This is a genomic window from Streptomyces sp. NPDC051921 (assembly GCF_040680975.1).
GTDB lineage: Bacteria > Actinomycetota > Actinomycetes > Streptomycetales > Streptomycetaceae > Streptomyces.
The window spans coordinates 159,686-183,804 of record NZ_JBFAXU010000017.1 but is presented as its reverse complement, the minus strand read 5'-3'; the positions used below and the strand labels follow the sequence as shown (position 1 = coordinate 183,804).

General features: G+C 73.1%; 19 protein-coding genes and 1 pseudogene. 8 read left to right on the top strand and 12 right to left on the bottom strand.

The window, feature by feature from the left end; translation table 11 throughout:
- The first annotated feature begins 114 nt into the window (after positions 1-114).
- Complete coding sequence (locus AB0M16_RS23145) at positions 115-558, top strand: hypothetical protein (RefSeq protein ID WP_365345826.1); 444 nt, start codon at positions 115-117, stop codon at positions 556-558.
- Here the strand turns inward: AB0M16_RS23145 and AB0M16_RS23140 are convergent.
- The 3 genes from AB0M16_RS23140 to AB0M16_RS23130 all read right to left on the bottom strand — a co-directional run bounded on the left by AB0M16_RS23140 (position 546) and on the right by AB0M16_RS23130 (position 2,301).
- Positions 546-1,004, bottom strand: coding sequence for a hypothetical protein (locus tag AB0M16_RS23140; RefSeq protein ID WP_365345800.1), 459 nt, complete (start codon positions 1,002-1,004; stop codon positions 546-548). The two genes, AB0M16_RS23145 and AB0M16_RS23140, sit on opposite strands and share 13 nt — an antisense overlap.
- 110 nt (positions 1,005-1,114) lie before the next feature.
- Positions 1,115-1,642, bottom strand: a complete 528-nt coding sequence (locus AB0M16_RS23135; protein ID WP_365345798.1) for a DinB family protein — start codon at positions 1,640-1,642, stop codon at positions 1,115-1,117.
- A 53-nt stretch (positions 1,643-1,695) separates the two neighbouring features.
- Complete coding sequence (locus tag AB0M16_RS23130; protein WP_365345796.1) at positions 1,696-2,301, bottom strand: TetR/AcrR family transcriptional regulator; 606 nt, start codon at positions 2,299-2,301, stop codon at positions 1,696-1,698.
- Between the two features lie 118 nt (positions 2,302-2,419).
- On the opposite strand from AB0M16_RS23130, the pseudogene AB0M16_RS23125 reads away from it, so the two are divergent.
- Together AB0M16_RS23125 and AB0M16_RS23120 are read left to right on the top strand one after the other, a co-directional pair.
- Positions 2,420-3,605, top strand: a pseudogene (locus AB0M16_RS23125) (FAD-dependent monooxygenase).
- A 41-nt stretch (positions 3,606-3,646) separates the two neighbouring features.
- Complete coding sequence (locus tag AB0M16_RS23120) at positions 3,647-4,552, top strand: Gfo/Idh/MocA family oxidoreductase (protein ID WP_365345794.1); 906 nt, start codon at positions 3,647-3,649, stop codon at positions 4,550-4,552.
- On the opposite strand, the gene lnt is transcribed toward AB0M16_RS23120, so the two are convergent.
- The 6 genes from lnt to AB0M16_RS23090 all read right to left on the bottom strand — a co-directional run bounded on the left by lnt (position 4,476) and on the right by AB0M16_RS23090 (position 15,109).
- Positions 4,476-6,131, bottom strand: coding sequence for an apolipoprotein N-acyltransferase (gene lnt, locus AB0M16_RS23115; protein ID WP_365345792.1), 1,656 nt, complete (start codon positions 6,129-6,131; stop codon positions 4,476-4,478). The genes AB0M16_RS23120 and lnt overlap by 77 nt on opposite strands.
- Before the next feature lie 40 nt (positions 6,132-6,171).
- Entirely contained in the window at positions 6,172-6,603 is a 432-nt protein-coding gene (locus AB0M16_RS23110; RefSeq protein ID WP_365345790.1) for a nuclear transport factor 2 family protein, read from the bottom strand.
- Between the two features lie 106 nt (positions 6,604-6,709).
- Positions 6,710-7,246 (bottom strand): hypothetical protein, encoded by a 537-nt coding sequence (locus AB0M16_RS23105; protein ID WP_365345788.1) that lies wholly within the window; start codon positions 7,244-7,246, stop codon positions 6,710-6,712.
- On the bottom strand, positions 7,243-13,455 hold the full coding sequence (locus AB0M16_RS23100) for an RHS repeat-associated core domain-containing protein (protein ID WP_365345786.1): 6,213 nt from the start codon (positions 13,453-13,455) through the stop codon (positions 7,243-7,245). The genes AB0M16_RS23105 and AB0M16_RS23100 overlap by 4 nt, the downstream gene beginning before the upstream one ends.
- A gap of 204 nt (positions 13,456-13,659) precedes the next feature.
- Complete coding sequence (locus AB0M16_RS23095) at positions 13,660-14,535, bottom strand: undecaprenyl-diphosphate phosphatase (protein ID WP_365345784.1); 876 nt, start codon at positions 14,533-14,535, stop codon at positions 13,660-13,662.
- Positions 14,536-14,647: 112 nt separating this feature from the next.
- Positions 14,648-15,109 carry a helix-turn-helix domain-containing protein gene (locus AB0M16_RS23090; protein WP_365345782.1) on the bottom strand — a complete coding sequence of 154 codons (462 nt, stop codon included), beginning with the start codon at positions 15,107-15,109 and terminating at the stop codon, positions 14,648-14,650.
- 113 nt (positions 15,110-15,222) lie between these two features.
- Between AB0M16_RS23090 and AB0M16_RS23085 the strand changes: the two genes are divergently transcribed.
- Positions 15,223-16,392, top strand: a complete 1,170-nt coding sequence (locus AB0M16_RS23085) for a thiolase family protein (protein ID WP_365345780.1) — start codon at positions 15,223-15,225, stop codon at positions 16,390-16,392.
- Positions 16,393-16,757: 365 nt separating this feature from the next.
- On the opposite strand, the gene AB0M16_RS23080 is transcribed toward AB0M16_RS23085, so the two are convergent.
- Complete coding sequence (locus AB0M16_RS23080) at positions 16,758-17,489, bottom strand: TVP38/TMEM64 family protein (protein ID WP_365345778.1); 732 nt, start codon at positions 17,487-17,489, stop codon at positions 16,758-16,760.
- 93 nt (positions 17,490-17,582) lie between these two features.
- Here AB0M16_RS23080 and AB0M16_RS23075 point away from each other — a divergent pair, with 93 nt between their 5' ends.
- From AB0M16_RS23075 to AB0M16_RS23065, 3 genes are all read left to right on the top strand, one after another.
- Positions 17,583-18,293: a DNA alkylation repair protein gene (locus AB0M16_RS23075; protein ID WP_365345776.1), complete on the top strand. Its 711-nt coding sequence runs from the start codon at positions 17,583-17,585 to the stop codon at positions 18,291-18,293.
- 287 nt (positions 18,294-18,580) lie between these two features.
- Entirely contained in the window at positions 18,581-19,759 is a 1,179-nt protein-coding gene (gene tuf, locus AB0M16_RS23070; protein ID WP_365345774.1) for an elongation factor Tu, read from the top strand.
- Positions 19,760-20,053: 294 nt separating this feature from the next.
- Positions 20,054-20,899 carry a fused MFS/spermidine synthase gene (locus AB0M16_RS23065; RefSeq protein ID WP_365345772.1) on the top strand — a complete coding sequence of 282 codons (846 nt, stop codon included), beginning with the start codon at positions 20,054-20,056 and terminating at the stop codon, positions 20,897-20,899.
- Here AB0M16_RS23065 and AB0M16_RS23060 read toward each other — a convergent pair.
- On the bottom strand, positions 20,861-22,381 hold the full coding sequence (locus AB0M16_RS23060; RefSeq protein WP_365345824.1) for an MFS transporter: 1,521 nt from the start codon (positions 22,379-22,381) through the stop codon (positions 20,861-20,863). The genes AB0M16_RS23065 and AB0M16_RS23060 overlap by 39 nt on opposite strands.
- On the bottom strand, positions 22,378-23,460 hold the full coding sequence (locus AB0M16_RS23055; RefSeq protein WP_365345770.1) for a hypothetical protein: 1,083 nt from the start codon (positions 23,458-23,460) through the stop codon (positions 22,378-22,380). Before AB0M16_RS23055 ends, AB0M16_RS23060 begins: the two co-directional genes overlap by 4 nt.
- A gap of 94 nt (positions 23,461-23,554) precedes the next feature.
- On the opposite strand from AB0M16_RS23055, the gene AB0M16_RS23050 reads away from it, so the two are divergent.
- A complete protein-coding gene (locus tag AB0M16_RS23050; protein ID WP_365345768.1) occupies positions 23,555-24,007 on the top strand; it encodes a DUF4442 domain-containing protein in 453 nt (150 codons plus the stop codon).
- Positions 24,008-24,119: the final 112 nt, after the last annotated feature.

Genomic DNA, 24,119 nt, shown 5'->3' with positions numbered 1-24,119 from the left:
CGGATCCGGCGCGCCGGGGGCTAGCGTCGGATCCGGTCCTCCGTACCGGGGGGTCCGGGACGACAGCACGTGGAGGCCGTAGTGACCGGGCAGCAGGTGTCGGACGACGCCGTCATGACCAGGATCGGGCAGGCGATGATGCTGCTCCACGGCGGGGACCGGGAAGAGGCCCGCAACCGCTTCGGCGCGATCTGGGACCAGCTCGGGCCTGACGGAGACCCGCTGCACCGCTGCACGCTCGCCCACTACATGGCGGATGCCCAGGACGACCCCGACGTCGAGCTCGCCTGGGACCTGCGGGCCCTGACGGCCGCCGAGGGCCTCGACGAGGACCGGCTCGCCCGGCACGACTCGGCGGCGGCACTGCGCGCCCTGTACCCCTCGCTGCACCTCAACCTGGCCGCCGACTACGCGAAGCTGGCCCGCCCCGACGCGGCCCGGGTCCATCTGGACCGGGCCCGCGTCGCCGCCGAGGGCCTGGACGACGACGGCTACGGAAACGGGGTGCGGGCCGCGATCGAGCGCCTGGAGCTGCGGCTGCGGGGTCAGCGGCCGTAGCCGCCGCCCCGGCAGATACGGGCCTGCTCGCTGTTCGGGCTCCAGCCGCCGTAGGACTCGCCGAGGGCGCACACGTCGGCCCGGCCGCGGGGCACCTTCGGGAGCTCGGGCAGGACGACGTCCGGGTGCGGGCGCTGCCGCGGTACGGCGGAGGGGCGCGGCTGTCCGGTGCGGCGCGGGCGCGGGGAGTCGGCCCCGTCGGGCGCGCGCCGCTCGGCTCCCGACCGGGGTCCGGGCGCCGGGGGATCGGGCATCGCGGCCTCCAGGGCCTCGCGGGCGGGGCCCTGGACGATCTGGGGAGCGACGTCCTGCCCGGCGGGATCGGCCGTCCGGCCGGGGGCGGGCGCGGGGGCCGTCGGCGGCGGTTCGACCGCGATGCAGCCCGTGAGGGCGGCCATGGCGGCCACCCCCGCGAGCAGCGTCCTTGTGGTTCTGGTTCCATGCACCTGCGCAACTCTGCAGGTCGGGCGGTGTTCCGCGCGCCCCTACTCGCGGGGAATGCCCCGCACGAGTGATCACCCCGGCGCGGGTTGATCAGGCGCGCGCCGGGCCGGGATCAGTCCCCGGTGGCGCCGTCGACGCGCTCCCGTACGAGGTCGGCGTGGCCGTTGTGGCGCGCGTACTCCTCGATCATGTGCAGGTAGATCCAGCGCAGGTTGAACGTCTCGCCGGTGCGGTGCTTCCCGACGCCGACGTCGTCGAGCCCGCGCTCGGCGGCGTGGACCCGGGCCAGGGCGATCTCGCCCTGCCAGGCGGCGTAGGCCTCCTCCCAGGTGTCCTGGTCGGTGACGTGGAAGTCCCGGTCGCGGTCCTCCTCGGTGGCGAAGATCCAGCCGAGCTCCTCGCCCGCGAGGACCTTGCGGAACCAGCCGCGTTCGACCTCGGCCATGTGCCGGACCAGGCCGAGGAGCGTGAGGTTCGAGGGCGGGGCCGAGGCGGTGCGCAGCTGGGTGTCGTCGAGGCCCTCGCACTTCATGGCCAGGGTCGCCCGGTGGAAGTCGAGCCACTGTTCCAGGGCCGCGCGCTCGCCGGTGAGGGTGCCGGGGTCGACGCGCGGGGTGGATTCGATGCGTTCGGCAGTCATGCCCCGCATCGTTGCCGATGATCCGGGCGCGTGGCCAGGGAATTGACGCCGGTTCAGCCGCCGTCGCCCAGCATGCCGCGCAGCAGCTCGTCGAAGCCGGTGCGCAGTTCCGCGCGGCTCGGCACGGCCGCGTGGAAGGAGCCCGCGGCGCAGGAGAACATCAGTCCTTCGCACCAGGCGATGAGGGAGAGCGCGTGCCGCTCGGGTGCGGGGGAGCCGGCCGTGCGCATCATCGCGATCAGCGGGCCGTGGAAGACGGCTCCGGCGGAGTCGAAGAAGGAACGCAGTTCGGGGCGGCGGGTGGCCTCCAGCGCGAGCTCGTACCGGGAGACGAGCAGCGCCCGGTGGTCCGTCAGATAGCGGTGCAGGGCGAGCGCGAGCGCGTCCGTGAGGGCCTCGGGGCCGGCGTCGGCGGCGGGCAGCTCGTGCGGGGCGAGCACCGCCGCCTCGTGCTGGACCTGGCGCCGCACCGCGGTCTCCAGGAGGGCCTGGCGGGTGCGGGCGTGGTTGGACGTGGAGCCCTGGGGGAGCCCGGCCCGCTCGTCGACGGCGCGATGGGTCAGGCCTCGCATCCCGCGCTCGACGAGCAGGTCGAGGGCGGCGTCGCCGATGCGGTCGGCGCGGGTGAGGGGGGCGTCGGCGGCCGGTGCTGCGGTCATGGGGCCAACCTATCGAGCATCCCCCTCCCCTTCGGACTACAGGTGTAGTACCGTCAAGAGGTCACTACAGCTGTAGTGAGCTTTCGTAGTCCCCGACCGTCGTCCCCGAGGGGGAGCCATGGAACAGCACCGCGCCGTCGTCGTCGGAGCCGGCATCGGCGGCCTGACCGCCGCTCTCGCCCTGCGCGAGCGCGGCTGGGACGTCACCGTCCTCGAACGCGCCGCCGGCCTGGCGCCGGTCGGTGCCGGCATCGGCCTCGCCCCCAACGCCCTGCGCGCCCTCGACGTGATCGGCCTCGGCGACCGGGTCCGCGCCCTCGCCGCGTGGCAGGGTGACGGCGGCATGCGCCGCCCCGACGGGCGCTGGCTCTGCCGCACCGACGCCCGGGCCGCCGCCGCCCGCTTCGGCGGACCGCTCGTCCTGCTGCACCGCGCCACCCTCGTCGAACTCCTCACCTCGGCCCTGCCCGACGGCACCGTCCGCACCGCGACCCCCGCCGCCCTCGCCGACCCCGGCGACCCCCACCGCCCCGCCCGCGTCAGCACCCCGGACGGCGACCTGGAGGCCGAACTCGTGGTCGCCGCCGACGGCATCCGCTCCGCCGTCCGCACCGACCTCTTCCCCGGCCACCCCGGCCCCCGCTACTCCAGCTTCACCACCTGGCGGGTCGTCATCCCCGCCCCCGAGCGGCCCTTCGCCCCGCACGAGACCTGGGGCCCCGCTCGCCTGTGGGGCAGCCAGCCCCTCAAGGACGGCCGGGTCTACGCGTACGCCATGGCCGCGGCGCCCGCCGGAGCGCACGCCCCCGACGGCGAGAAGGCCGAACTCCTGCGCCTCTTCGGCGACTGGCACCACCCGGTGCCGGCGATCCTCGACGCCGCCCACGAGGACGCGGTCCTGCGCCACGACGTGCACCACCTGATCGACCCGCTGCCCGCCTTCCACCACGGGCCGCACCGCCCTGCTCGGCGACGCCGCCCACGCCATGGAACCCACCCTCGGCCAGGGCGGCAACCAGGCGATCGAGGACGCCGTCGTGCTCGCCCACCACGCGGGCGGACGGCCCGTACCGGACGCGCTCGCCGCCTACACCGCCGACAGGCTGCCGCGCACCACCGCGATCGTCCGCAAGGCCGCCCGCACCGGCCGCCTCGCGCTGCTCTCCGCCCGCCCCGCGGTCGCGCTGCGCGACACGGCCATGGCCGCCGTGTCCCGCTTCGGCCCCGGACTCGTCCTGCGCGGCTTCGACGGCATCGCCGACTGGCACCCGCCGACCGCCGACGCGGCCGCGCGCGTAAGCTGACCGGCGCGAACTCCCGCACCACGAAACAGAAGGAGAGCCCGTTGAAGGTCGGCTGCATCGGACTCGGCGACATCGCGCGCAAGGCCTATCTGCCCGTCCTGTCCGCCCTTCCCGGGGTCGAACTCCACCTCCACACCCGTACCCCCGCCACCCTCGACGAGGTCGGCGACGGCTACCACGTGCCCGCAGCGCGCCGTCACCGCGACCTCGACGCGCTGCTCGGCGCCGGGCTCGACGCCGCCTTCGTGCACGCCGCGACCTCCGCGCACGCGGGCATCGTCACCCGCCTCCTGGAGGCCGGCGTGCCCACGTACGTCGACAAGCCGCTCGCCTACCACTACGCCGAGTCCGAAGCCCTCGTCGAACTCGCCGAGAAGCGGGCCGTGGGCCTCGCCGTCGGCTTCAACCGCAGGCTCGCCCCCGGCTACGCCCAGTGCCTCGACCACCCGCGCGAACTGATCCTCATGCAGAAGAACCGGATCGGACTGCCCGAGGACCCGCGCACCTTCGTCCTCGACGACTTCATCCACGTCGTCGACACCCTGCGCTTCCTGGTCCCCGGCGACATCGAGCACACCGACGTGAGGGCCAGGGTCCGCGACGGGCTGCTGGAGCACGTCGTGCTGCAGCTGTCCGGCGACGGCTTCACCGCCATCGGCACGATGAACCGCCGGTCCGGCTCCACCGAGGAGACCCTGGAGGTCTCCGGGCAGGACACCAGGCGCCAGGTCTTCAACCTCGCCGAGATCGTCGACCACAAGGGCCAGCCGACCGTACGCCGCCGCGGCGACTGGGTGCCGGTGGCCCGCCAGCGCGGCATCGAGCAGGCCGTCCTGGCCTTCCTCGACGCCGTACGCGAGGGGCGGCCGCTCAGCGCCCGGGACGCGCTGCTGACCCACGAGCTGTGCGAGCGCGTGGTCCGCGAGGCCCTCGCCCAGGCGTCCTGAGCCGCTCCCGGCACCCCGCGACGCACACGGCGGCGACGACCACGAGCGCCCCGTACAGCGGCCACGCGCCGAGGCGGTCGTACACCGTCCGGCCGGTCGAGAGCGGCAGGGTCCAGACGGCGGTGGCGCTCGCGTCGGTGCCGAGCACCGGGCCGATCCGCCGACCGTCCGGCCCGTACGCGGCGCTGGTCCCGGTCAGCGTCGCGTGCACCGTCGGGCGCCCCGACTCCGCCGCCCGCAGCGCGCCGAGCGAGGCGTGCTGGGCAGGCGCCCAGCTCTCCTGGAACGTGGAGGTCGACGACTGGGCGACCAGCACGTCCGCGCCGTCCCGGGCGAGCCGCCGGCTCATGTCGGGGAAGGCCGTCTCGAAGCAGATCAGGGGTCCGATCCGCAGGCCCGGACCGGCGGGACCGGCGGCGTCGGGCAGTGTCAGCACCACGGCCTCCGTGCCGCGCCGGCGGTCCTCGCCCGCCGCCTTGCCGACCGAGGTGACCCAGCCGAGCACCGCCCGCGCGGGCACGTACTCGCCGAAGGGGACGAGCCGCGTCTTGTCGTAGCGTCCGCCGGTCGGCCCCCGGGGGCCGACCAGTATCGCGCTCTTGAAGATCCCCGGCCGGTCGGAGCGGCGCGCGTCCACGTTCACCAGCACCGGCGCGTCGACGGCGCGGGCGAGCGCGGTGAGCCGGGCGGCGAGGTCCGGCCGGGTGCCCAGGTCCGCGCCGACACTGCTCTCGCCCCACACCACCAGGTCGAGGCGCTGTCCGGCCAACGACCTGGTCAGTTCCTCGGCGCGGTCGAAGCGCCGTGCGACGCCGTCCGGCCCGCCGTACACACCGGGCTGGACCGCCGCGATCCGCACCGTGCCCGTGGTGGGCGGTGGCGCGGCCCGCCACCAGGCGAGTCCCACGACCAGGGCGCACCCGGCCAGGCCCACGACGGCCGTGCGACGCAGCTGCGGCACGGCGAGCAGCAGGACGACGGCCGTGTTCACGGCGACCACGAGCAGGGACACCAGCCAGACACCGCCGACCGAGGCGAGCCGCAGCGCGGCCGGCACCTGCCACTGACTCGCCCCGAGCAGGCCCCACGGGCCGCCCAGCCCCTGCCAGGAGCGGACCAGCTCGACCAGCAGCCAGCCGGAGGGCACGACGACCAGCGCGGCGGCGGCCCGGCCCGGCGAGGGGGTGCCGCCCAGCATCGCCCGCACCAGGCGTCCCCACGGCAGCCACAAGAGGCCCAGGAGCACGGAGAGGAGGAGCAGGAAGACGTGGAGGCTCGGCAGCAGCCACTGGTGCACGGCCAGCATGAAGCCGACGCCCCCGCACCAGCCGTCCAGGCCGGCCCGCCGCTGACTCGGCGCCGTACGGATCAGCAGCAGCCAGGGGACGAGCGCGAGATACGCCCACCACCACAGGCCGGGGGCGGGGAAGGCGAGCGCGGGCAGCGCGCCGAACCCCACGGCGAGCCCGCCGCGCACGAGGCCCCGGTACCGTCCGTCCGCCGGTGCGCCGGTGGGCACGGCCGTGGCCCGGGGGTCCGTACGCGCCGGGGACGTGCGACGGACGAAGGGAGTCCGCATGCGCTGCCTCCAGGTGTCGCTCCCAGTCTGCGCGCCATCGTCACGTACGGCGCCATTTCTCCTCGACCGCCACCGAGCGCAGCCGCCAGCCGCCCTCCGTACGGCGCAGCGTGAACGTGTACCGCCCGCCGCACACGAAGTCCTCGCCGGACTCGAACCGCATCGGATTGACGTAGTCGGCGCGCACGGTCGCGGTGTCCGCGGGGTAGCCCTCCTGGACATGGATCCGGCGGTTGACGATCAGGTGCTGGCGTACGGGAAAGAGCCGCATCGTCTCGGCGAGCCAGTCGGCGACCTCGCCCGCCGGCCCCTCGATCCCGCCGGAGCCGCGGTAGTCGGCGCGCCCGTCAGGGGTGAACAGGGTCCGGTACAGGCCCCAGTCCGAGTCGTCCACGGCCACGGCGTAGCCGGTGACCACATCGTCGATCGCGAGCCGGTCCATCACGGCGGCGAGGTCCATGCGCTGCGTCATCGCATCAGTGTCGGGCAGCGGGGGCGCGGGGCCAAGGGACGTGCAAAGGGACCGGCCGCCGCTGGCTGCGGCGGCCGGTCCCTCGGGGTCGGTCAGTGCGGTTCCGTCAGTTCGACACGACCGCGGGCGGGGGTCCGTCCTTTCGTCTGGGGTTCGAGCAGTCGAAGAGCACCTGACCGCTCCGCCTGTCGTAGTAGAAGGTCCCGAGGTAGAGATCCTCGGTGATGCGCTTGTTGACCTGCTCGCTCGTCATCCACTCGGCTCCTGCCGGCAGGAGCTTCCGGATCTCCGCCGGCAGGTGGGTGGGCGTCGCCGGTTCGAACCGCAGCACGGGATCGCCGAGGTCCTTCCGCACGGCCTCGTCGTCCACGGCGTCGAGCAGCCCGACCAACCGGACGTCGGTCGGCCCCGGGACACGGTCACCGCTGGTGTCCCGCGACATGCCGCACCAGGAGGTCGACTCCAGCGGGCCGAAGGACGGGAAACGCGACGTGATCTGGTCGGTCTCCTGCCGTACCTCGCAGGCGCGGTCGCCACCGCCGGCCGAGTCCTCGCGGCCCGCGGCGCCGCCGCAGGACGTGACCGTGAGAACCGCCAACAGGGTGGCGATCGCACCACGGGCGGGTGCCGAGCGTGACGTCACCGGGAATCCCCTCCGCCGCCGGTCGTCTGGCCGCCCAGGATGTCACCCCTGGTCCAGGTGACGTCCCTGGTGGCCGTCCCGGAGGTCAGGAAGGGCTTCGCCCAGCCGAGCTCGGCGAAGCGGCCGTTGGAGTCGTCGGGTTCGCCGGTGACGATGTCCGTCATCCCCTCGTTGAAGTCCCACCGGTCCATCGCATGGATGGTGATGCGCATGGTGAACTTGTCGCCCGACACCTTCACGTCCGCGCTTCCCCAGACCCGGTGCTCACCGATGGCCTTCTGCCAGTTCTCCGTCGCAGGATAGTTGGGCGTCCCGTTCTTGGCGACGCCGACGGCGCTTCCGGTCATCGAGAAGGCGCTCTCGCCTTCGCGTCCCTGGATGATCTCGGCCCACTTCTGCGCCCGCGCGATCTCGTCGGCCACGTCCGCGGCGACGCCCGGTTCCTCGCGCAGCGCCTTCTCGTAGTCGAAGACCATCGGGTCGCCCTTGCCCAGGCGGTAGTTGCGGTACATGGGCATGGCGTCGCTGAGGTCGCGCAGCCCGGTCCAGCTGCCGAGGTTGCCGCCCACTCCGTACAGGTCCCACTTGACCCAGCTGGCGCGGTCGCCCGCGGTGGCCTTGGCCTTGGGGTTGTACGGGAACGAGTCGACGTACCAGACACGGGGTTCGACGGGCTTGCCGACGCGGTACCCCTCGCCGACCTTCTTGGTCGCCGGGTCGTAGCCGACGCTCTGCTGGACCTCCGTCGAGCAGTACTCGAGGGAGTACTCGCACGAGTTCGGACGCGAGCCGATCTCCGTTCCGGCGGGGTCGCTGAACGCCAGCGGGTTGCTGTTGCTGTACGTGTACGGGTTCAGCTGCCGCGGATCGTCGAGCACCAGGAGCGGGTCGACGCTGATGAAGCGGCCGGTGACCGGGTCGTACTCGCGGGCGCCGAGGTGGGTGAGGCCGGTGGCCTTGTCCCGCGTGCCGCCGACGAAGCCCTTGTCGCCGGTCCAGCCGGTGGCCGGGGCGCCCCGGTCCGCGCCGAAGATGGTGCTCTTGCGCCGGGTGACGGTCATGGCGGCGTCGGCGGAGACCTGGACGGTGCCGGTGTTGTGGTGGTCGCTGACGAGGAAGGTCAGCTTCCCGTTGGTCCGCATCGCGATCGCCTTGTCCGCGACCGTGTAGTAGCGGGTGCCGGTGACCGTTCCCGACTTGCTCAGGTGGAGCTCGTTGCCTCCCGGCAGGTAGAGCGTGGTGCCGTCGGCGTCCTTCCGGACGAGGCGCTGGCCGTCCCCGTCGTAGACGTATCCGGCGATCTCGGTGCCGGACGCGGTGACGGAGGAGAGGTGGCCCTCGTCGTCCCAGTTCAGCGTCTGCTCGGGCGACGCACCGGACTTCCGCGTGCGGGTGTTGCCGCTCGCGTCGTAGGTGAAGGCCTCCTCGTGGGGGTCGGTGCCGGTCTGCGTCACCTTGGACAGGTTGTGCTTCCCGGGCGTCGGCGCGGCGTAGGTGCGGACGGTGTCGGCGGCCGGACCCGAGCCGGTCCTGTGCTGCGTCTCGGAGGTGCGGTTGCCCACCGCGTCGTAGGCGTACGTCGTCCAGTACGCGTCCTGACCGCCGACGACGGCGTCCGAGGGCGCGGTGGCGCAGGTCTCGCCCGTGTTGGTCCACGCCTCGGTGATCCGGCGCAGGGCGTCCACGGTGAAGCACTGGGTGTCCGTGGTGCGGCCCGCGTCCTGGCCGTAGGCGGCGGCCAGCGAGGTGATGTTGCCGGCCGGGTCGTAGGTGTACCGGGTGTCGTCGACGCGCTGCGGCGCGACGTCACGGTCGGTGATCGAGCGGGTGAGCTCTCCGGTGTGCTCGTCGAACTCGTTGCTCACCCACAGGTGCTGGGCGAAGGCGCCGTACTCCTGCCGGATGTTGCGGCCGTAGTGGTCGTAGGTGTTCGCGGACATCAGCGGATCCGCGCCGGCGCCGACCGTGTTCAGCAGTCCGGTCACCGAGGTGTAGGTGTTGGCGACCTTCTCGGCGGGCAGTCCCCCCATGGCCGGCTGCTGGCTCCACATCACCTGGCCGGTGTTGGGGTTGTAGGAGGTCGTCCACTTGTAGGTGCCGGCCAGCGCACCCTGGTTCGCGGGGACGGTGACCTGCTGGACGACGGCCTGGTAGAGGCTGTTGTACGTCGTCACGGCCGCCTCGAAGGCCTGGCCGTCCACCCAGCGGGTCGACTTCGACAGCTGGCCCTTGGCGACCGTGTCGTACTCCCAGGACGACAGGACGGTCGTCCCCTTCTTCACGGCGGTCTTGCGGCCGAGCTCGTCGTACTCGGTGGTCAGGGTGACCTGCCGTGCGTCCTTCGCGGAGACCACCCGGTCACCGGCGTCGTACGTCGACGTCGAGGTGCCCTTGTCGGGGTCGTCGACCTGGACCTGGCGGCCGCGGACGTCGTAGGTGTACGTCCAGGTGGCGCCGGAGGCGTCGGTGAACGCGTCCATGCGCCGCCGCTTGTCGAAGTGGTACTTCGTGCTCTGCGAGACCGACCGGTCGGCGGTGGTGTACTCGATGCGCTCCGTGACGCGCCCCAGAGCGTCCGCCACGGAGGTGGTCACGGTGCCGCCCTTCGGCGGGACGACCGTGGTGGTGTCACCGGTGTAGGTCGTGGTGACCCGCTTCGTCTCGTCGCCGAACCGCTTGGAGACGACCGCGGTGACGCGGCCCGCGCCGTCGTACTCGGTGTCGGTGGACGCCGGGTAGTTCAGCTCCTGCCCGGTGACGAGCACCGGTTCGGCCGCCCCCGTGGCGTAGTAGGTGCCGGAGGAGCGCCAGGCCTGGCCGCGGGTGTCGTAGAAGGTCTCCGTGACGAGGCGGCCGGACTGGTCGGGGGACGTCTCCTGGCTCTGGCGGGCGCGCAGCAGCCCGTCCTGGAAGGCGTAGCTGCTCTTGTACTTCGCGTCGTGCGTCAGGGTTCTGGTGGTGACGACGATCGGGCCGTCGTTCCGTACCAGGTACTCGAAGACGTAGTTGGGGGAGTCGGGGTACGTGGCGGCCGACCGGGTCGGCAGCCACACCTTCGTCGTCCGGCCCAGCGCGTCGTAGGCGGTGGTCGTGATCTTGCCGTTGGCGTCCGTGACCTTGGTGGCCTGCGCCCGCAGGGGGTCGGTCACCGTGGAGGTGACGTGGCCCTTGGCGTTCGTGACCTCGGTCGTCGTCGGCGCCTCGCCGGCGGCCGGGGTGTAGCGGGTCGTGGTGGTCCTGCCGTAGGGATCCGTGCTCGACAGGGGACGGCCGTACGCGTCGAAGTCGGCGGCCGGGGTGCTGGACACCACGTCGTAGCCGCTGCCCGCGCCGTTGATCCGCTCGGTCCGCGTGACGTCGCCCTTGGTCGGGGCCGCGCCGAGCGCACCGCCGTCGTAGTAGGTCCGGACGTCGTCGATCACGTCGGCCGGCCGGGACACGGCGGCCCCACAGGCGACGGCGACCGTCTCGACCCGGCTGACCCTGTCGAGGATCGCGCCGGCGCCGGTGCGGGCGTAGCTGTTGGTGGTGCACTGCTCGTCGCCGGGCTTGGCGGTGTCACCGCTCTCGCCGACCGTGGCGACCATGCCGTAGGCGTCGAAGGTCCGGGTCAGCTCGGTGGTGCGGCTGCCGCCGGTGACCGTCGTCCGGGTCGACTCCTTCTCCACGCCGGTCTGGTAGGCCACCAGGTCCGGGAGGCCGGAGCGGGTGCGCGTGGCGATCGCGGCCGAACGCCACGGCGTGTAGGAGGTGGCGGAGACGAGCTTGCTCGTGTCGTCGCCGTTGTAGGTGGCCGTCTCGCGCTGCATGCCCGCGAACTGCTCGCGGTCGGTGACGGAGGCACCCGCCGAGTCCTCGACGCTCTTGCCGTCGAGTCCGCGGAAGTAGCGGGTCTCGGTCAGGGTTCTGGGGTCGGAGGCGGCGCCGGTGCGGGTCTGGACCCGCCCGTAGCCGCGGGCGACGGAGTAGGTGAGGTCCTCGGCCTTGGTGAACTCGTCGGTGCTCTTCGCCCAGGCGGCCCCGCCGAGGTAGGAGTAGCTGGTGACCTTGTCCGGGGACTCGACCAGGTTGTCGCCCTCGACCACGGTGGTCGCCACGTACGTGTTGAACCAGTCGAGTTTGGCCGTCTGACCCTCGTAGGCCCACTTCACGGGATAGCAGCGGGTGGTGTTGGTGCCGTCGGCCGGCGGCAGGGTGGTCGCGGTGCACTCCGGCTCGGAGTACGTGACGCCGATGGTGCCGCCGGTCTCGGTGGTGATCTGGTAGAGGCGCAGGCGGATGAACGGGGCGAGCCCGTCACCGGTCCTGTCGACGCGGTTGGCCTTCTGCTCGCCCGCGAACGTGACGGCCGGCAGCGTGATGCCGCCACCCACCTTGCCGGTCCGCTGGATCGACTTCAGCCACATCGGGGTGGAGATGCCGTCACCGGAGGCGGGGAAGTCCTGGTCCAGGGCCCAGCTGTCCACGTCCTTGTACGCGCCACCGGTCAGCACCTTGGTGGTGATGGAGGTCAGCCGCTTGCGGGTCCAGAAGGTGGGGGAGTACTGGTTCTTGCACTCCGTCGAGCCGTCCTTGCAGTACTGGTCGTACGGGACGTCCGGCCAGTTCTTGGCGTTGGTCTCGTCGAAGGTGCCGCAGTTGGTCAGGCACCGCTCGGACACGGCGAAGTCGACCCGGCCCATGGCCTTACCGGTGTAGACGGCGTCGGAGCGCAGACCGTAGTCGATGTGGTCGAGGTGACCGCCGCGCGTGTACGGCGTGACCGTGCCCTTGCCCGTCGTCTGGTCGACGTTGCGGGTGTAGTTGTTCTTCTCCGCGTTCCAGTAGTACGCCATGGCGTCGCCGTGCGGGTCGACCACGTAGTCGAGCTGCCAGCGCCAGGCCTGCTGGCACCAGCCGTTGGCGAAACTCGTGTTGTAGCAGGGCTCGCCGGAGTGGTTGCCGAAGACCGGCACGGTCCAGGCGGAGTCGGTGACCGGGTCGTCGGCCGCCGTGCCGTGGTCGCTCCAGCCGGGGAGCCGGTTGAGGCCGAAGAAGTACTGGGTGCCGTCGGTCGTCGTGACCTTCCAGTGCTCACCGTTGTTGTCGCCGTTGGTGGCGCCGGTCAGCCTCTCGACCTTGGCACCGGAGTCGCTCGCCTGACGCCAGCCCTTGCCCGACTCGTACACGAGCTCGGTCGACTTGCCGCCGAGGGACAGGGTGGCGTTGTCGTTGAACCAGCACACGTCGCCGACGCGGGTCGTGTTCGTCGCGCCGGTCTTGTCGCTCTCGCACGGCTTGTACTTGCGCTCGATGAAGCCCGGCTCCCAGGACCAGCCGTCGCCGATCCAGGACGGCTGGTTGTTGGAGGCGGCGGTACGGCCGTCCACGCCCTGCGAGTTGTAGTCGAGCGAGATCTTCGGGCCCAGACCGCCCGGGACGGCGGGGACACCGATCGGGTGGGACCAGGCGAAGGCCCCCGTCGAACCGCCGCCGCTCCACGAGCCGGACGCCTGGAGGGACGTCGACTTGTAGTCGCCCGTCGGGCCGGCGGCCTCGGCCGTCGCGGCCAGAGCGGTCGCGCCGGACACGGATATCGGTGCGGAGAGGGTGCCCGTCCGAGTGTCGTTGGTGGTCCTGATCGGCTTCCTGACCCGGCACGCCTCCCGCTGCGGCGTGGTCAGCGCACACGCCGGAAGCTGCACCAGCCGGAGCCGTGCCGCCCAGTCACCGCCGTAGGCGCCGCGGAAGGAGGAGTAGTCCAGCGTGACGCGGGCGTCGGCCGGCTTCTTCCCGCCGTCGGTGCGGCCGACGGTGAGCAGCAGTCCCTCGATTCCCGCCGCACGCGCGTGACTGCGGTCGGCGACGGACACCCGCACCCTGGCCGGTGCCGCCGTCGGTGTCGCGCCGGAGCTCCGGGCCGCGCTGGGTGCGGCGGTCAGGGAGACGGGCAGCGAGCCCGCCCTGCCGCCGGTGCCGAGGGACACCTCCGCGGAGCCGGCACCGGGCCAGCGGACCTGCGGCGCCGTTCTCTTCCAGGAATGCGCGGCTGCCGCGTCGGACTTCTTCTTCCCCCCGAACGCGACGGCCTCGACCGGAACGGCCTTCGGCTGCTTGAGGCGCGGCAGGTCCGGTCCGCCGTCCGTGGCGGCTGCCGTGCTCGGCAGCCCCACGAGCAGCAGGCCGGCGGCGACCAACCGCGACAGCGCGCGTCTTTTTCTGTGTTTCATGTTCCGCCCCCTGGTTTCGCTAACAAGATCCGCCGCAGAGTAACAGGGGCGGGCGCGGTGGTGATCTTCACCAAAGCCCTTATATTCGGAGCTAGTTCGCGTCCTTCTCGCTCGCCGGAGCCGAGCGGGCCGAGGTCCGGAGAGCACGCTGCCCCGGCGCCTTCGGCGGGCGTCGGGGCAGAGCTGGGGGCGGGGCGGGCTCGGTCAGCCGGCGGACTCGCCCGCGTGGGGGCTCAGGACGTCGGTGCCGACCAGGATGAAGAGCAGGATGCCCAGCGCGATCCGGTAGATGACGAACGGCATGAAGGACTTCGTGGTGATGAACTTCATGAACCAGGCGATCACCGCGTAGCCGACGCCGAAGGCGATGATCGTCGCGAAGATCGTCGGGCCCCAGGAGACGTGGCCGCCCTCGGTCGCGTCCTTCAGCTCGAACACGCCGGAGGCGAGCACCGCCGGGATGGCGAGGAGGAAGGAGTAGCGGGCCGCGGCCTCACGGCTGTACCCCATGAGCAGACCGCCGGAGATGGTGGCGCCGGACCGGGACACGCCCGGGACCAGGGCCATCGCCTGGCAGACGCCGAAGACCAGGCCGTCGCGCACGCCGAGGTCCTTGAGCGACTTGCGCTCGCGGACGGCGCGGTGCCGGCCGCCGATCTCGTCGCGGGCGGCGAGCCGGTCGGCGACGCCGAGCACGATGCCCATGACGACCAGGGTGGTCGCGGTCAGGCGCAGATCGCGGAACGGTCCCTCGATCTGGTCCTTGAGCGTGACGCCGAGGACGCCGATCGGGATCGAGCCGACGATGACGAGCCAGCCCATCTGGGCGTCGTGGTCGTGCCGCATCGCCTTGTCGAAGAGCGAGCGGAACCAGGCCGAGACGATCCGTGCGATGTCCTTGCGGAAGTAGATGAGGACGGCGGTCTCGGTGCCGATCTGGGTGATGGCCGTGAACGCGGCTCCGGGGTCCTCCCAGCCGGCGAACGCGGCGGTGAGCCGCAGATGCGCGCTGGAGGAGATGGGAAGGAACTCCGTCAGCCCCTGGACGAGTCCGAGGATGAATGATTCGAACCAACTCATGGGGCCAGGGCCGTCCCAAAGGTACGTGTGCGGTCATTAGGTCGCTGCGCAGCGTACCGTCCCGACGTTACGTGATCGTCCTCAGGGTTCCGGGCCCGGGGCCGAGGGCGGCTCAGACCTCCACGGGGCCCGAGGTGGTCCAGCCCGGCGCGTGCACGTGGTGCTTCAGGTTCGTGCGGTCGGCCTCCCCGCCGCAGCTCGCGCAGACCACCCGGGGGGTCAGGGCGGCGCCGCAGCTGTGCTCCAGGACCACGGGCCGGGCGTCCGCATTGAGGTGGCGGTCGCCCCAGGCCATCAGGGTGACCAGGACGGGGCCCAGCTCCTCGCCGGCCGGGGTGGCCCGGTACTCGTAGCGCTTGGGCCGCTCGCTGTACGCGACCTTCTCCAGGATCCCGGCCTCGACGAGCCGCTTCAGGCGGGCGGTGAGGATGTCGCGCGGCGCCCCGGTGTTGCGGGCGATCCGGTCGAAGCGGCGGACGCCGAGGGAGATCTCGCGCAGCACGAGGAGGGAGTACTTCTCGCCGACGAGCGCGAGGGTGTCGGCGATCGAGCAGGGGCGGGGGGCGGCCTTCATGCGCCCAAGACTAGGGCAAGGCCGCAGGAGAGGGTTTGAGAATCCAACTCACTGGGCTATGTTACCGACAAGTGTTGGTCCAGATTTCCAACCCTCCATGTGGGAGCCGTGCCATGCGTGACGCCGTCATCGTCGAAGCAGTCCGTACACCGATCGGGAAGGGCAAGCCGGGCGGCTCCCTCGCCGACGTCCACCCCGTCGCCCTCCTCTCGCACTCCCTGCGCGCACTGATCGACCGCACCGGCATCGACCCCGCCCTCGTCGACGACGTCATCGGCGGCACCGTCGACCAGGTCGGTGAGCAGGCCATGAACACCACCCGCTACGCCTGGCTGGGCGCGGGACTGCCCGACACCGTGCCCGCCACCACGGTCGACCGGCAGTGCGGCTCCTCGCAGCAGGCCGTGCACTTCGCCGCCCAGGGCGTCATGTCCGGCGCGTACGACATCGTCGTGGCCTGCGGCGTCGAGTCCATGAGCCGCGTCCCCATGTGGTCCAACGTGCCGCCCGGCGCCGACCCCTTCGGCCCCGGCGTGGCCGCCCGCTACCCCGAGGGCCTGGTGCCCCAGGGCATCAGCGCCGAGCTCATCGCCGCCAAGTGGTCCATCGGCCGCGAGGCCATGGACGTCTTCGCCGCCGCCTCGCACGCCAAGGCCGCGCGCAGCTGGGCGGACGGCCTCTTCGACGACCAGGTCGTGCCGTACGGAGACGTGCGCCGTGACGAGTCGGTGCGGCCCGCGACCACGCCCGAGATCCTCGCCGGCCTCCGGCCCTCCTTCGAGGACCCCGGCTTCGCCGAGCGCTTCCCGCAGATCGAGTGGTCGGTCACCGCCGGCAACAGCAGCCCGATCAACGACGGGGCCTCCGCCGTCCTCGTCATGGCCGCCGAGACCGCCCGCGCCCTCGGCCTGCGCCCGCTCGCGCGGCTGCACTCCTTCGCCGTCACCGGCTCCGATCCGCTGCTCATGCTCACCGGCGTCATCCCCGCCACGGAGAAGGTGCTGGACCGCGCCGGGCTCTCGCTCCGGGACATCGACCTCTTCGAGATCAACGAGGCCTTCGCGAGCGTCGTCCTCGCCTGGCAGCAGGAGACCGGGGCCGACCCGGCCAAGGTCAACGTCCACGGCGGCGCCATCGCCCTCGGCCACCCGCTGGGCGCGAGCGGCACCCGGCTGACGACGACTCTGGTGCACGCACTGCGGGCACGGGGCGGACGCTACGGCCTCCAGGCGATGTGCGAGGCCGGCGGCCTGGCGAACGCGATGATCGTCGAAGCGCTGTGAGCAGGCGGCGGCCGGGGCCGGGGGGCAGCCGCCTCCCCGGCCCCGGCCGCCCGCCCGCAGCGCGGGAGCCCGGGCCTCGGCTCGCGACCGGGATCGTGGTCCTCGCCCGGGCCCTGGCCCGCGCCGGATCGTGGTGCCCGGGATTCGGGCGCTGCGGCGTGCTCGGCCGCGGCGCCTCGGCTCGCGACCGGACCGCGCTTCTCGCCCGGGCCCTCGGATCGCGCTTCCCGCCCGGGCCCTCGGATCGCGCCGGACCGCGCTTCCCGTCCGGGCCCTCGGATCGCGCTTCCCGTCCAGGCCCTCGGATCGCGACGGACCCGGGTCCTCCCCGGCCGGGTCAGCGGGACCGCAGCCCGCCGAGGACCTCAGCCCCCGCTCGCACCCGTGCCGGCCGTCGCCGGCACCGGCTCCCGCTTCGACTCCTGCCCGGGTGCCGCCGCCGGAGCCGCGACGCCCGCCAGGCGGTGCCGCTTGCGCCAGCCCACCACCGCGGCGACCAGCGCCGACACGACGATGAAGCCCGTCGAGATCAGGAAGGCGGGGGAGGTCGGCGAGGTGGCCCGGCTGCCCGCGACCACGTACGCCACCGTGTTCGGCACGGAGCCCAGGGCGGTCGCCAGCAGGAAGGGGAGGCATCGCATCCGGGACACGGCGGCCGCGTAGTTCGCCACCACGAACGGCATCCCGGGGAAGAGACGGATCGCCAGCATGGAACGGAAACCGTGCCGGCTCAGCTGCCCGTCCGCCGCCCGCAGCCAGCGGCCCCGGACGTACGGGCGCAGGGCCTCCTGCCCGAGCGCCCGGCCCAGCGCGAACGAGAGACCCGCGCCCAGCACCGTCCCGCCGAGCGCGGCGGCGAAGCCCGCCTGCGTGCCGAACAGCGCGCCCGCCGCCAGGTTGAGGATCGGCCGGGGCACCAGCGCCGCCGTGCACACCCCGTACGCGAGCCCGAAGACCAGCACCGCGCCGGCGCCGCTCAACTGCGGCGGCCAACCGGCGGACAGCAGCCGCTGCGGCTCGAAGAGCAGCACCGACGCGCCCGCGGAGAGCAGGATCACGGCGAGATACGTCAGCCGGGCCTTGGGCGACAGGAGCATCCGGGGAGACTAACCGACATCGGGGCGTGATCGCCGTCATGTGCGCCATGCCGACGGCCCCCCGGCCGCCGCCCCCGCGCCTACAGTGAGGCCGTGAACGCCTCCGCGCCCCCCGCCGTCCCCGAGAGCACCCTCGCCGACACCGTGCTCGCCCGGCTCACGGACGTCTACCCCGCCGCCGGAGACCCCTTCCGGGCGCAGGAGATGATCGCGTACATGAAGGGCGTCGCCCCCTTCCTCGGGGTGCGTACCCCCGAGCGGCGCTCCCTGTCCCGTACCGTCCTCGAAGGCCTGCCCGTCCCCGACGAGGCCGACTGCACGGCCGTCGCGCTGCGCTGCTTCGCCCTGCCCGAGCGCGAGTACCACTACTTCGCCGTCGACTACCTGCGCCGTCACGTGAAGCGCTGCTCCTCGGACTTCCTGCCGGTGGCCCACACCCTCGTCACCACCGTCTCGTGGTGGGACACGGTCGACCTCCTCGCCGCCCACGTCGTCGGCGCGCTCGTCGCCGCGGACCCCGCTCTCGTCGCCCGCATGGACGAATGGATCGCCGACGACGACCTGTGGGTCGCCCGCACCGCCCTGCTCCACCAGCTCCGCTACAAGTCCGCCACCGACGCGGACCGGCTCTTCTCCTACTGCCTGCTGCGCTCCGGACACCCGGACTTCTTCATCCGCAAGGCGATCGGCTGGAGCCTGCGCGAGTACGGCAGGACCGCCCCCGACGAGGTGCGCGCCTTCGTCGCCGAGAACACCTCCCGGCTCTCCCCGCTCTCCGTGCGCGAGGCCCTCAAGAACCTCTGAGCACCCCGAAATCCGGTCGACGGCAGGAGGCCGGAGCGGCCATGATCGGGGCATGTCCCGGTACGCCTTCCCCGCAGCGCCGTCCGCAGTCGCGGACGCGCCGAAGGCTGCCGTTCTGACCGCTCTCGCCGCTCTGACCGCTCTGACCGCTCTCGCCGTTCTCGCAAGGCTCTGCGGCGACCGAAGCTGACCCTTCCCGGACCGTCCGGCGGACCCCACAGGGGGAGGGTCGGTCCGGCCCCGGGGTCCCCACACACGCTTCGAGCACCGAAACGAGCGATTCAGCCATGCCCAAGCAGGCGTACGCGCGCACCAAACCGCACCTCAACATCGGCACCATGGGCCACGTCGACCACGGCAAGACCACCCTGACCGCCGCCATCACCAAGGTCCTCAGCGAGCGGGTCACCGGCGGCACCACCACATACGTTCCCTTCGACCGGATCGACCGGGCCCCGGAGGAGGCGCGGCGCGGCATCACGATCAACGCCGCCCACGTCGAGTACGAGACCGACACCCGGCACTACGCGCACGTCGACATGCCCGGACACGCCGACTACATCAAGAACATGGTCACCGGCGCCGCCCAGCTCGACGGGGCGATCCTCGTCGTCTCGGCGCTCGACGGGATCATGCCGCAGACCGCCGAGCACGTGCTGCTGGCCCGCCAGGTCGGCGTCGACCACATCGTCGTCGCCCTCAACAAGGCGGACGGCGCCGACGACGAACTGGCCGACCTGGTCGAGCTGGAGGTGCGGGAACTGCTCACCGCCCACGGCTACGGCGGCGACGGCCTGCCCGTGGTCCGGGTCTCCGGACTGCGCGCCCTCGCGGGCGACCCGCGCTGGACGGCGTCCGTGGAGGCGCTGCTCGACGCGGTGGACACGTACGTGCCGGTGCCCGAGCGGTACGTCGGGGCCCCGTTCCTGATGCCCGTCGAGAGCGTGCTCACCATCAGCGGCCGGGGCACCGTCGTCACCGGCGCGATCGAGCGGGGCACGGTCCGGGTCGGCGACCGGGTCGAGCTGCTCGGCCCGGACACCGAGACGGTCGTCACCGGGGTCGAGACCTTCGGCCGCCCGATGGAGTCCGCCCAGGCCGGCGACAACGTGGCCCTGCTGCTCCGCGGGGTGCCGCGCGGCGCGGTCCGCCGCGGCCACGTCGTGGCGGCCCCGGGCACGGTCGTGCCGCGGCGGCGCTTCACCGCGCGGGTGTACGTGCTGTCCGCCCGAGAGGGCGGCCGGAGCACGCCGGTCGGGACCGGCTACCGGCCGCAGTTCTACCTCCGCACGGCGGACGTGGTCGGGGCCGTGGACCTCGGCGAGCCGGCCGTGGCCCGCCCCGGCGACACGGTCACCATGACCGTCGACCTCGGCCGCGCCGTCCCCCTGGAGCCGGGCCTCGGCTTCGCGATCCGCGAGGGCGGCCGGACGGTCGGCGCGGGAACGGTGACGGAGGTCCTCTGAGCTTGGGGTGCCCGGCCCGGGCCGGGCCGGGCGGAGGGGTTCGTTCCAGCCCCCGCGGAAGGTCCGGCGGGGGACGTCCCCGGACTCGGATCCTGACCGACACAAGTGAGTCGTACGGCACGGGTGCCGGGTGTCATCACGCCCGACACGCAGGGCGAGGAGCGCCTCCGGCCGCAATCCGCTCGACCCCGCCCGCCGCGCCCCGCGCCGCCCCGCCCGGCCCGGGCCGGGCGGGGCGGGCGCAGGCCGCCGCCCACGCGCGGGCGGTCGCGGCGCTGTGGGCACAATGAGGTCGTGAACGAGCAGATTCCCGTCATCCGTGACGTCGACCGGGGCACCGCCCGGCTCATGCCCGACGTGGACACCGAGCGGGCCTGGCTGCTCACGATCGACGGCGCGCCCCAGTCGTACGTCGACCTCGACGACCCCACGCACCTGGAGTTCGAGTACGCCCAGCGGCTCGCCCATGTCCTCGACCACGCCGCCGAGGAGGGCGGCCCGCTCGACGTCGTGCACCTCGGCGGCGGGGCGCTCACCCTGCCCCGCTACGTCGCCGCCGCCCGGCCGGGCTCGCGGCAGCAGGTCGTCGAGGCGGACCGGGGACTGCTCGCCCTCGTGGCCGAGCACCTGCCGCTGCCGGAGGGCACGGGGATCGCCGTGCACGGAGCGGACGCCCGGGAATGGCTGGAAGCCGCCCCGGACGCCTCCGCCGACGTGATCGTCGCCGACGTCTTCGGCGGTTCCCGGGTGCCGGCGCACATCACGTCCGTCGAGTACGCCAGGGAGGCCCGCCGGGTCCTGCGCCCGGGCGGCACCTATGCGGCGAACCTCGCGGACGGGGCGCCCTTCGCCTTCCTCCGCTCCCAACTCGCCACCTTCGCGACGGTCTTCCCCGAGCTCGCGTTGATCGCCGAGCCGGCGGTGCTGCGCGGACGCCGGTTCGGCAACGCGGTCCTGGTCGCCTCCGACCGCGAGATCGACACGGTGGGCCTCGCCCGCCGCACGGCCGGGGACGCCTTCCCGGCCCGCGTCGAGTGGGGCACGGCCCTGGCCCGGCTCACCGGCGACGCGCGGCCGGTGCGGGACACGGAGGCCGTCCCGTCACCCGTGCCCCCGGACGGGGCCTTCGGCATCGGCTGAGCGGCCGCCCACCGCCCCGCCGCCCACCGCCCCGCCGCCCGCCGCCGCGTCGGACGGCGCCCCGGCCGAGGCCGCCGCGGCCGGCGCGGCCTCGGCGGACGCCGCCGTGGCCCCCGCCGCGTTGCCGGACGGCGCCTCCGACGCCGCCCCGGCCGGCACCGTCTCGGCAGCCATGGCGCCGTCCGCCATCGCGCCGTCCGCCATCGCGCCGGCCGACGCAGCGCCGGTCGGTGCCGCCGTCGTGCCCGGCTCCGAGCTCGTGACCTGCTTCGTACGCCGGGTCAGATTCCGTACGTCCGGCACCAGCAGCACCAGGGCCGTCACGATCACGATGAGCGTGGCGGAGCCCCACAGCGCGTTGCTCCGGCCGAAGACGCTCTCCGCCGGGCCCGCCAGGGCCGTGGACAGGGGCAGCATGGCCGTCGAGCCGAACCAGTCGTAGGCCGAGACCCGCGACAGCTTCTCCTCCGGGATCTCCTGGTGCAGGGTCGTCATCCAGCACACGCCGAAGACCTCGATCGCCACACCGCTCACGAACATGGCCGCGGACAGGCCGACCACGTCGAGCGGGACGGCGAGGGCCGCCGAGGGCAGGGCGATCGGGAAGACGCCCAGGGTGCCCACGAGGAGCATCCGGCGCGGCTTCCACCGGGCCATCAGGATCGCGCCGCCCAGCGTGCCCACGCCGAACGCGGCGAGCGCGAGGCCCCAGGGCCGGGCGCCGCCCAGTTCGTCGCGGGCGACCAGCGGTCCGTAGACCGACTCCGCCGCGCCCACCAGCGCGACCACGATCGCGAACTGCGCGACGATCGACCAGAGCCACGGGCGGCCGGCGAACTCGTCCCAGCCCTCGCGCAGATCGGCGAGCAGCCCGCCGCCCGGCGCGCGCCCGGGGACGTGCCGGACGTCGAGGAAGGCGCGCAGCGCGCCGGCCACGGCGAAGGCGACCGCGTCGATGGCGAGCACCCAGCCGGGGCCGAAGGCCGCGATCAGGGCGCCGCCGAGCGCCGCCCCGCCGATGCCGGCGCCGTTCATCGCCATCCGGAAGAGGGCGAAGGCCCGGCTGACCTGTTCGCCGTCGACGCTGGACATCAGCATGCCCTCGGCGGCCGGGTTGAAGAAGGCCTGCCCGGTACCGCACAGCGCGGTCAGCAGCATCATGTGCCACAGCCGGGCCTCGCCGGTGAGGACGAGCACGGCGAACACCGCCTGCGAGACGCAGTTGAGGGCGTTGGCGGCGACCATCACCCGGTGCCGGGGGACCCGGTCGGCGACGGCGCCCCCGATGAGCAGGAAGAGCACGAGCGGCAGGGTGCGGGCCATCGCCACCAGGCCGACGTCCCCGCCGTCGCCGCCGGACTGGATGACGGCGAACGCCGCCGCGATCAGGGCGCCGTGGGTGCCCAGGTTGGTGACGATCGCGGCGGCGGTCAGCAGCAGGTAGTTCCGCCCGGCCCAGTCGGGTGTGCGGGCGCGGATCAGGACGACTCCGGGGCCTCGGGAGCGAGTCGCACGCTGGAGACGATCTGCTTGATGGTGGCGTCGGGCAGCTCTTCCTTCACGCCCTTGGCGGCGTAGAGCACGAAGGACGAGAAGTCGCCCTTGGCGTTCTTGAAGGAGAAGGCGACGGACTTGCCGTCCGACTCGCACCTGTTGCGCTTCTTGATGTTCGGGGCGACGGCCGTGGCCATGCTGCCCTGGAGGCCGGACGTGGTGGTGTACGGCACGGCCTTGGTGATCTTGATGGTGCCCTTGGGCATGTGCTGGGCGTAGCCCGCCCACACCCAGTTGCCGGCCTCGTTGTAGGCCGCCTCGGCGGTGTCCTTGGCGCCCTGGCCGCCCTTGGTGCCGGCGGTGCTCAGGCCCCAGGTCTCCTCGGTGCCGTTCTTGTCGGTGTCGTACGCGCACCAGTTGCTCTTGAGGTGCGCGGGCGCGGACATCGTGACGACCGGGGAGCCGTCGCCCTTCTTCTCGTCCTCGAAGAACGTGACGACGCCGGGCTTCGACAGTTCCCACTCCGGCGGCACGTCGAACAGGGTGCCGTACTTGGGGTTGTAGACGACCTTCCAGCCGGGGATCGTCGGCTGGTGCGAGGCCGCGTCACGCGGGTTGTCGAGCGGGGACGAGGAGGTGCTGGGCGCGGTCGGGGCCGACGTCGCCGGCTTCGGGTCGTCCGCCCGGTCGTTCTTGTCGTCGTCCTTGCCGAGCACCAGGTAGCCGGCGACACCGGCCGCCGCGAGCACGGCCACGGCGGCGACGATCGCCACCAGCGTCGTCTGCTTCTTCTTCCCGCCGTCACCGCCGCCCGGCTGCACCGGTCCCGGCACCGCGTACTGCGCCACGGTCGGCTGCTGGTACGGGTTCGGCTGCCCGTAGCCGGGCTGCTGTCCCGGCTGCTGCTGGTACGGGTTGGGCTGTCCGTATCCCGGCTGCGCCACGGTCGGCTGCTGGTAGGGATTCGGCTGCCCGTAGCCGGGCTGTTGCCCCGGCTGCGCGTACGGGTTCTGACTCTGGTCCTGCGGGTTCTGCTCGCCCCCGGGCGGCTGCTGTCCTGGCCACATGGCCAGTAACGATAGAGGTGCGGCCCGCGCCCGGCTACGCCCGCCCCCGTGCGGGGATGGCGAAGACTGCTACCCGTGGGTAACATCACGGCCCATGAGCGCAGACCAGATGTCCGTCGGCGAGATGCTCGCCGCCACCGTGCCCATGGCCCGGACCCTCGACCTGAAGTTCCTGGAGACCACCGCCGAGCGTGCGGTCGTGGAGCTTCCGGACCAGGCCGCCTACCACAACCACGTGGGCGGCCCGCACGCCGGCGCGATGTTCACCCTCGCGGAGTCCGCGAGCGGCGCCATCGTCCTCGCCGCCTTCGGCGACCAGCTGGGCCGCGCGGTGCCCCTCGCCGTCAAGGCGGAGATCGGCTACAAGAAGCTCGCGATGGGCGTCGTCACCGCCACCGCGACCCTGGGCCGCCCGGCCGCCGAGGTCGTCGCCGAACTCGACGAGGGCCGGCGCCCCGAGTTCCCGGTGAAGATCGAGATCACCCGCGAGGACGGCGCCGTCACCGGCGAGATGACCGTCGTGTGGACCCTCCGCCCCCACTCCTGACGCGGATCCCGGGACGGGCCGCGCGGCGCTCCGGCGGGCGCGCGCACCCTCTCGGCACGGCGGCGCGGAAACGGACGAACCGTCACGCATAGTGCGATCAACGCATGATCGC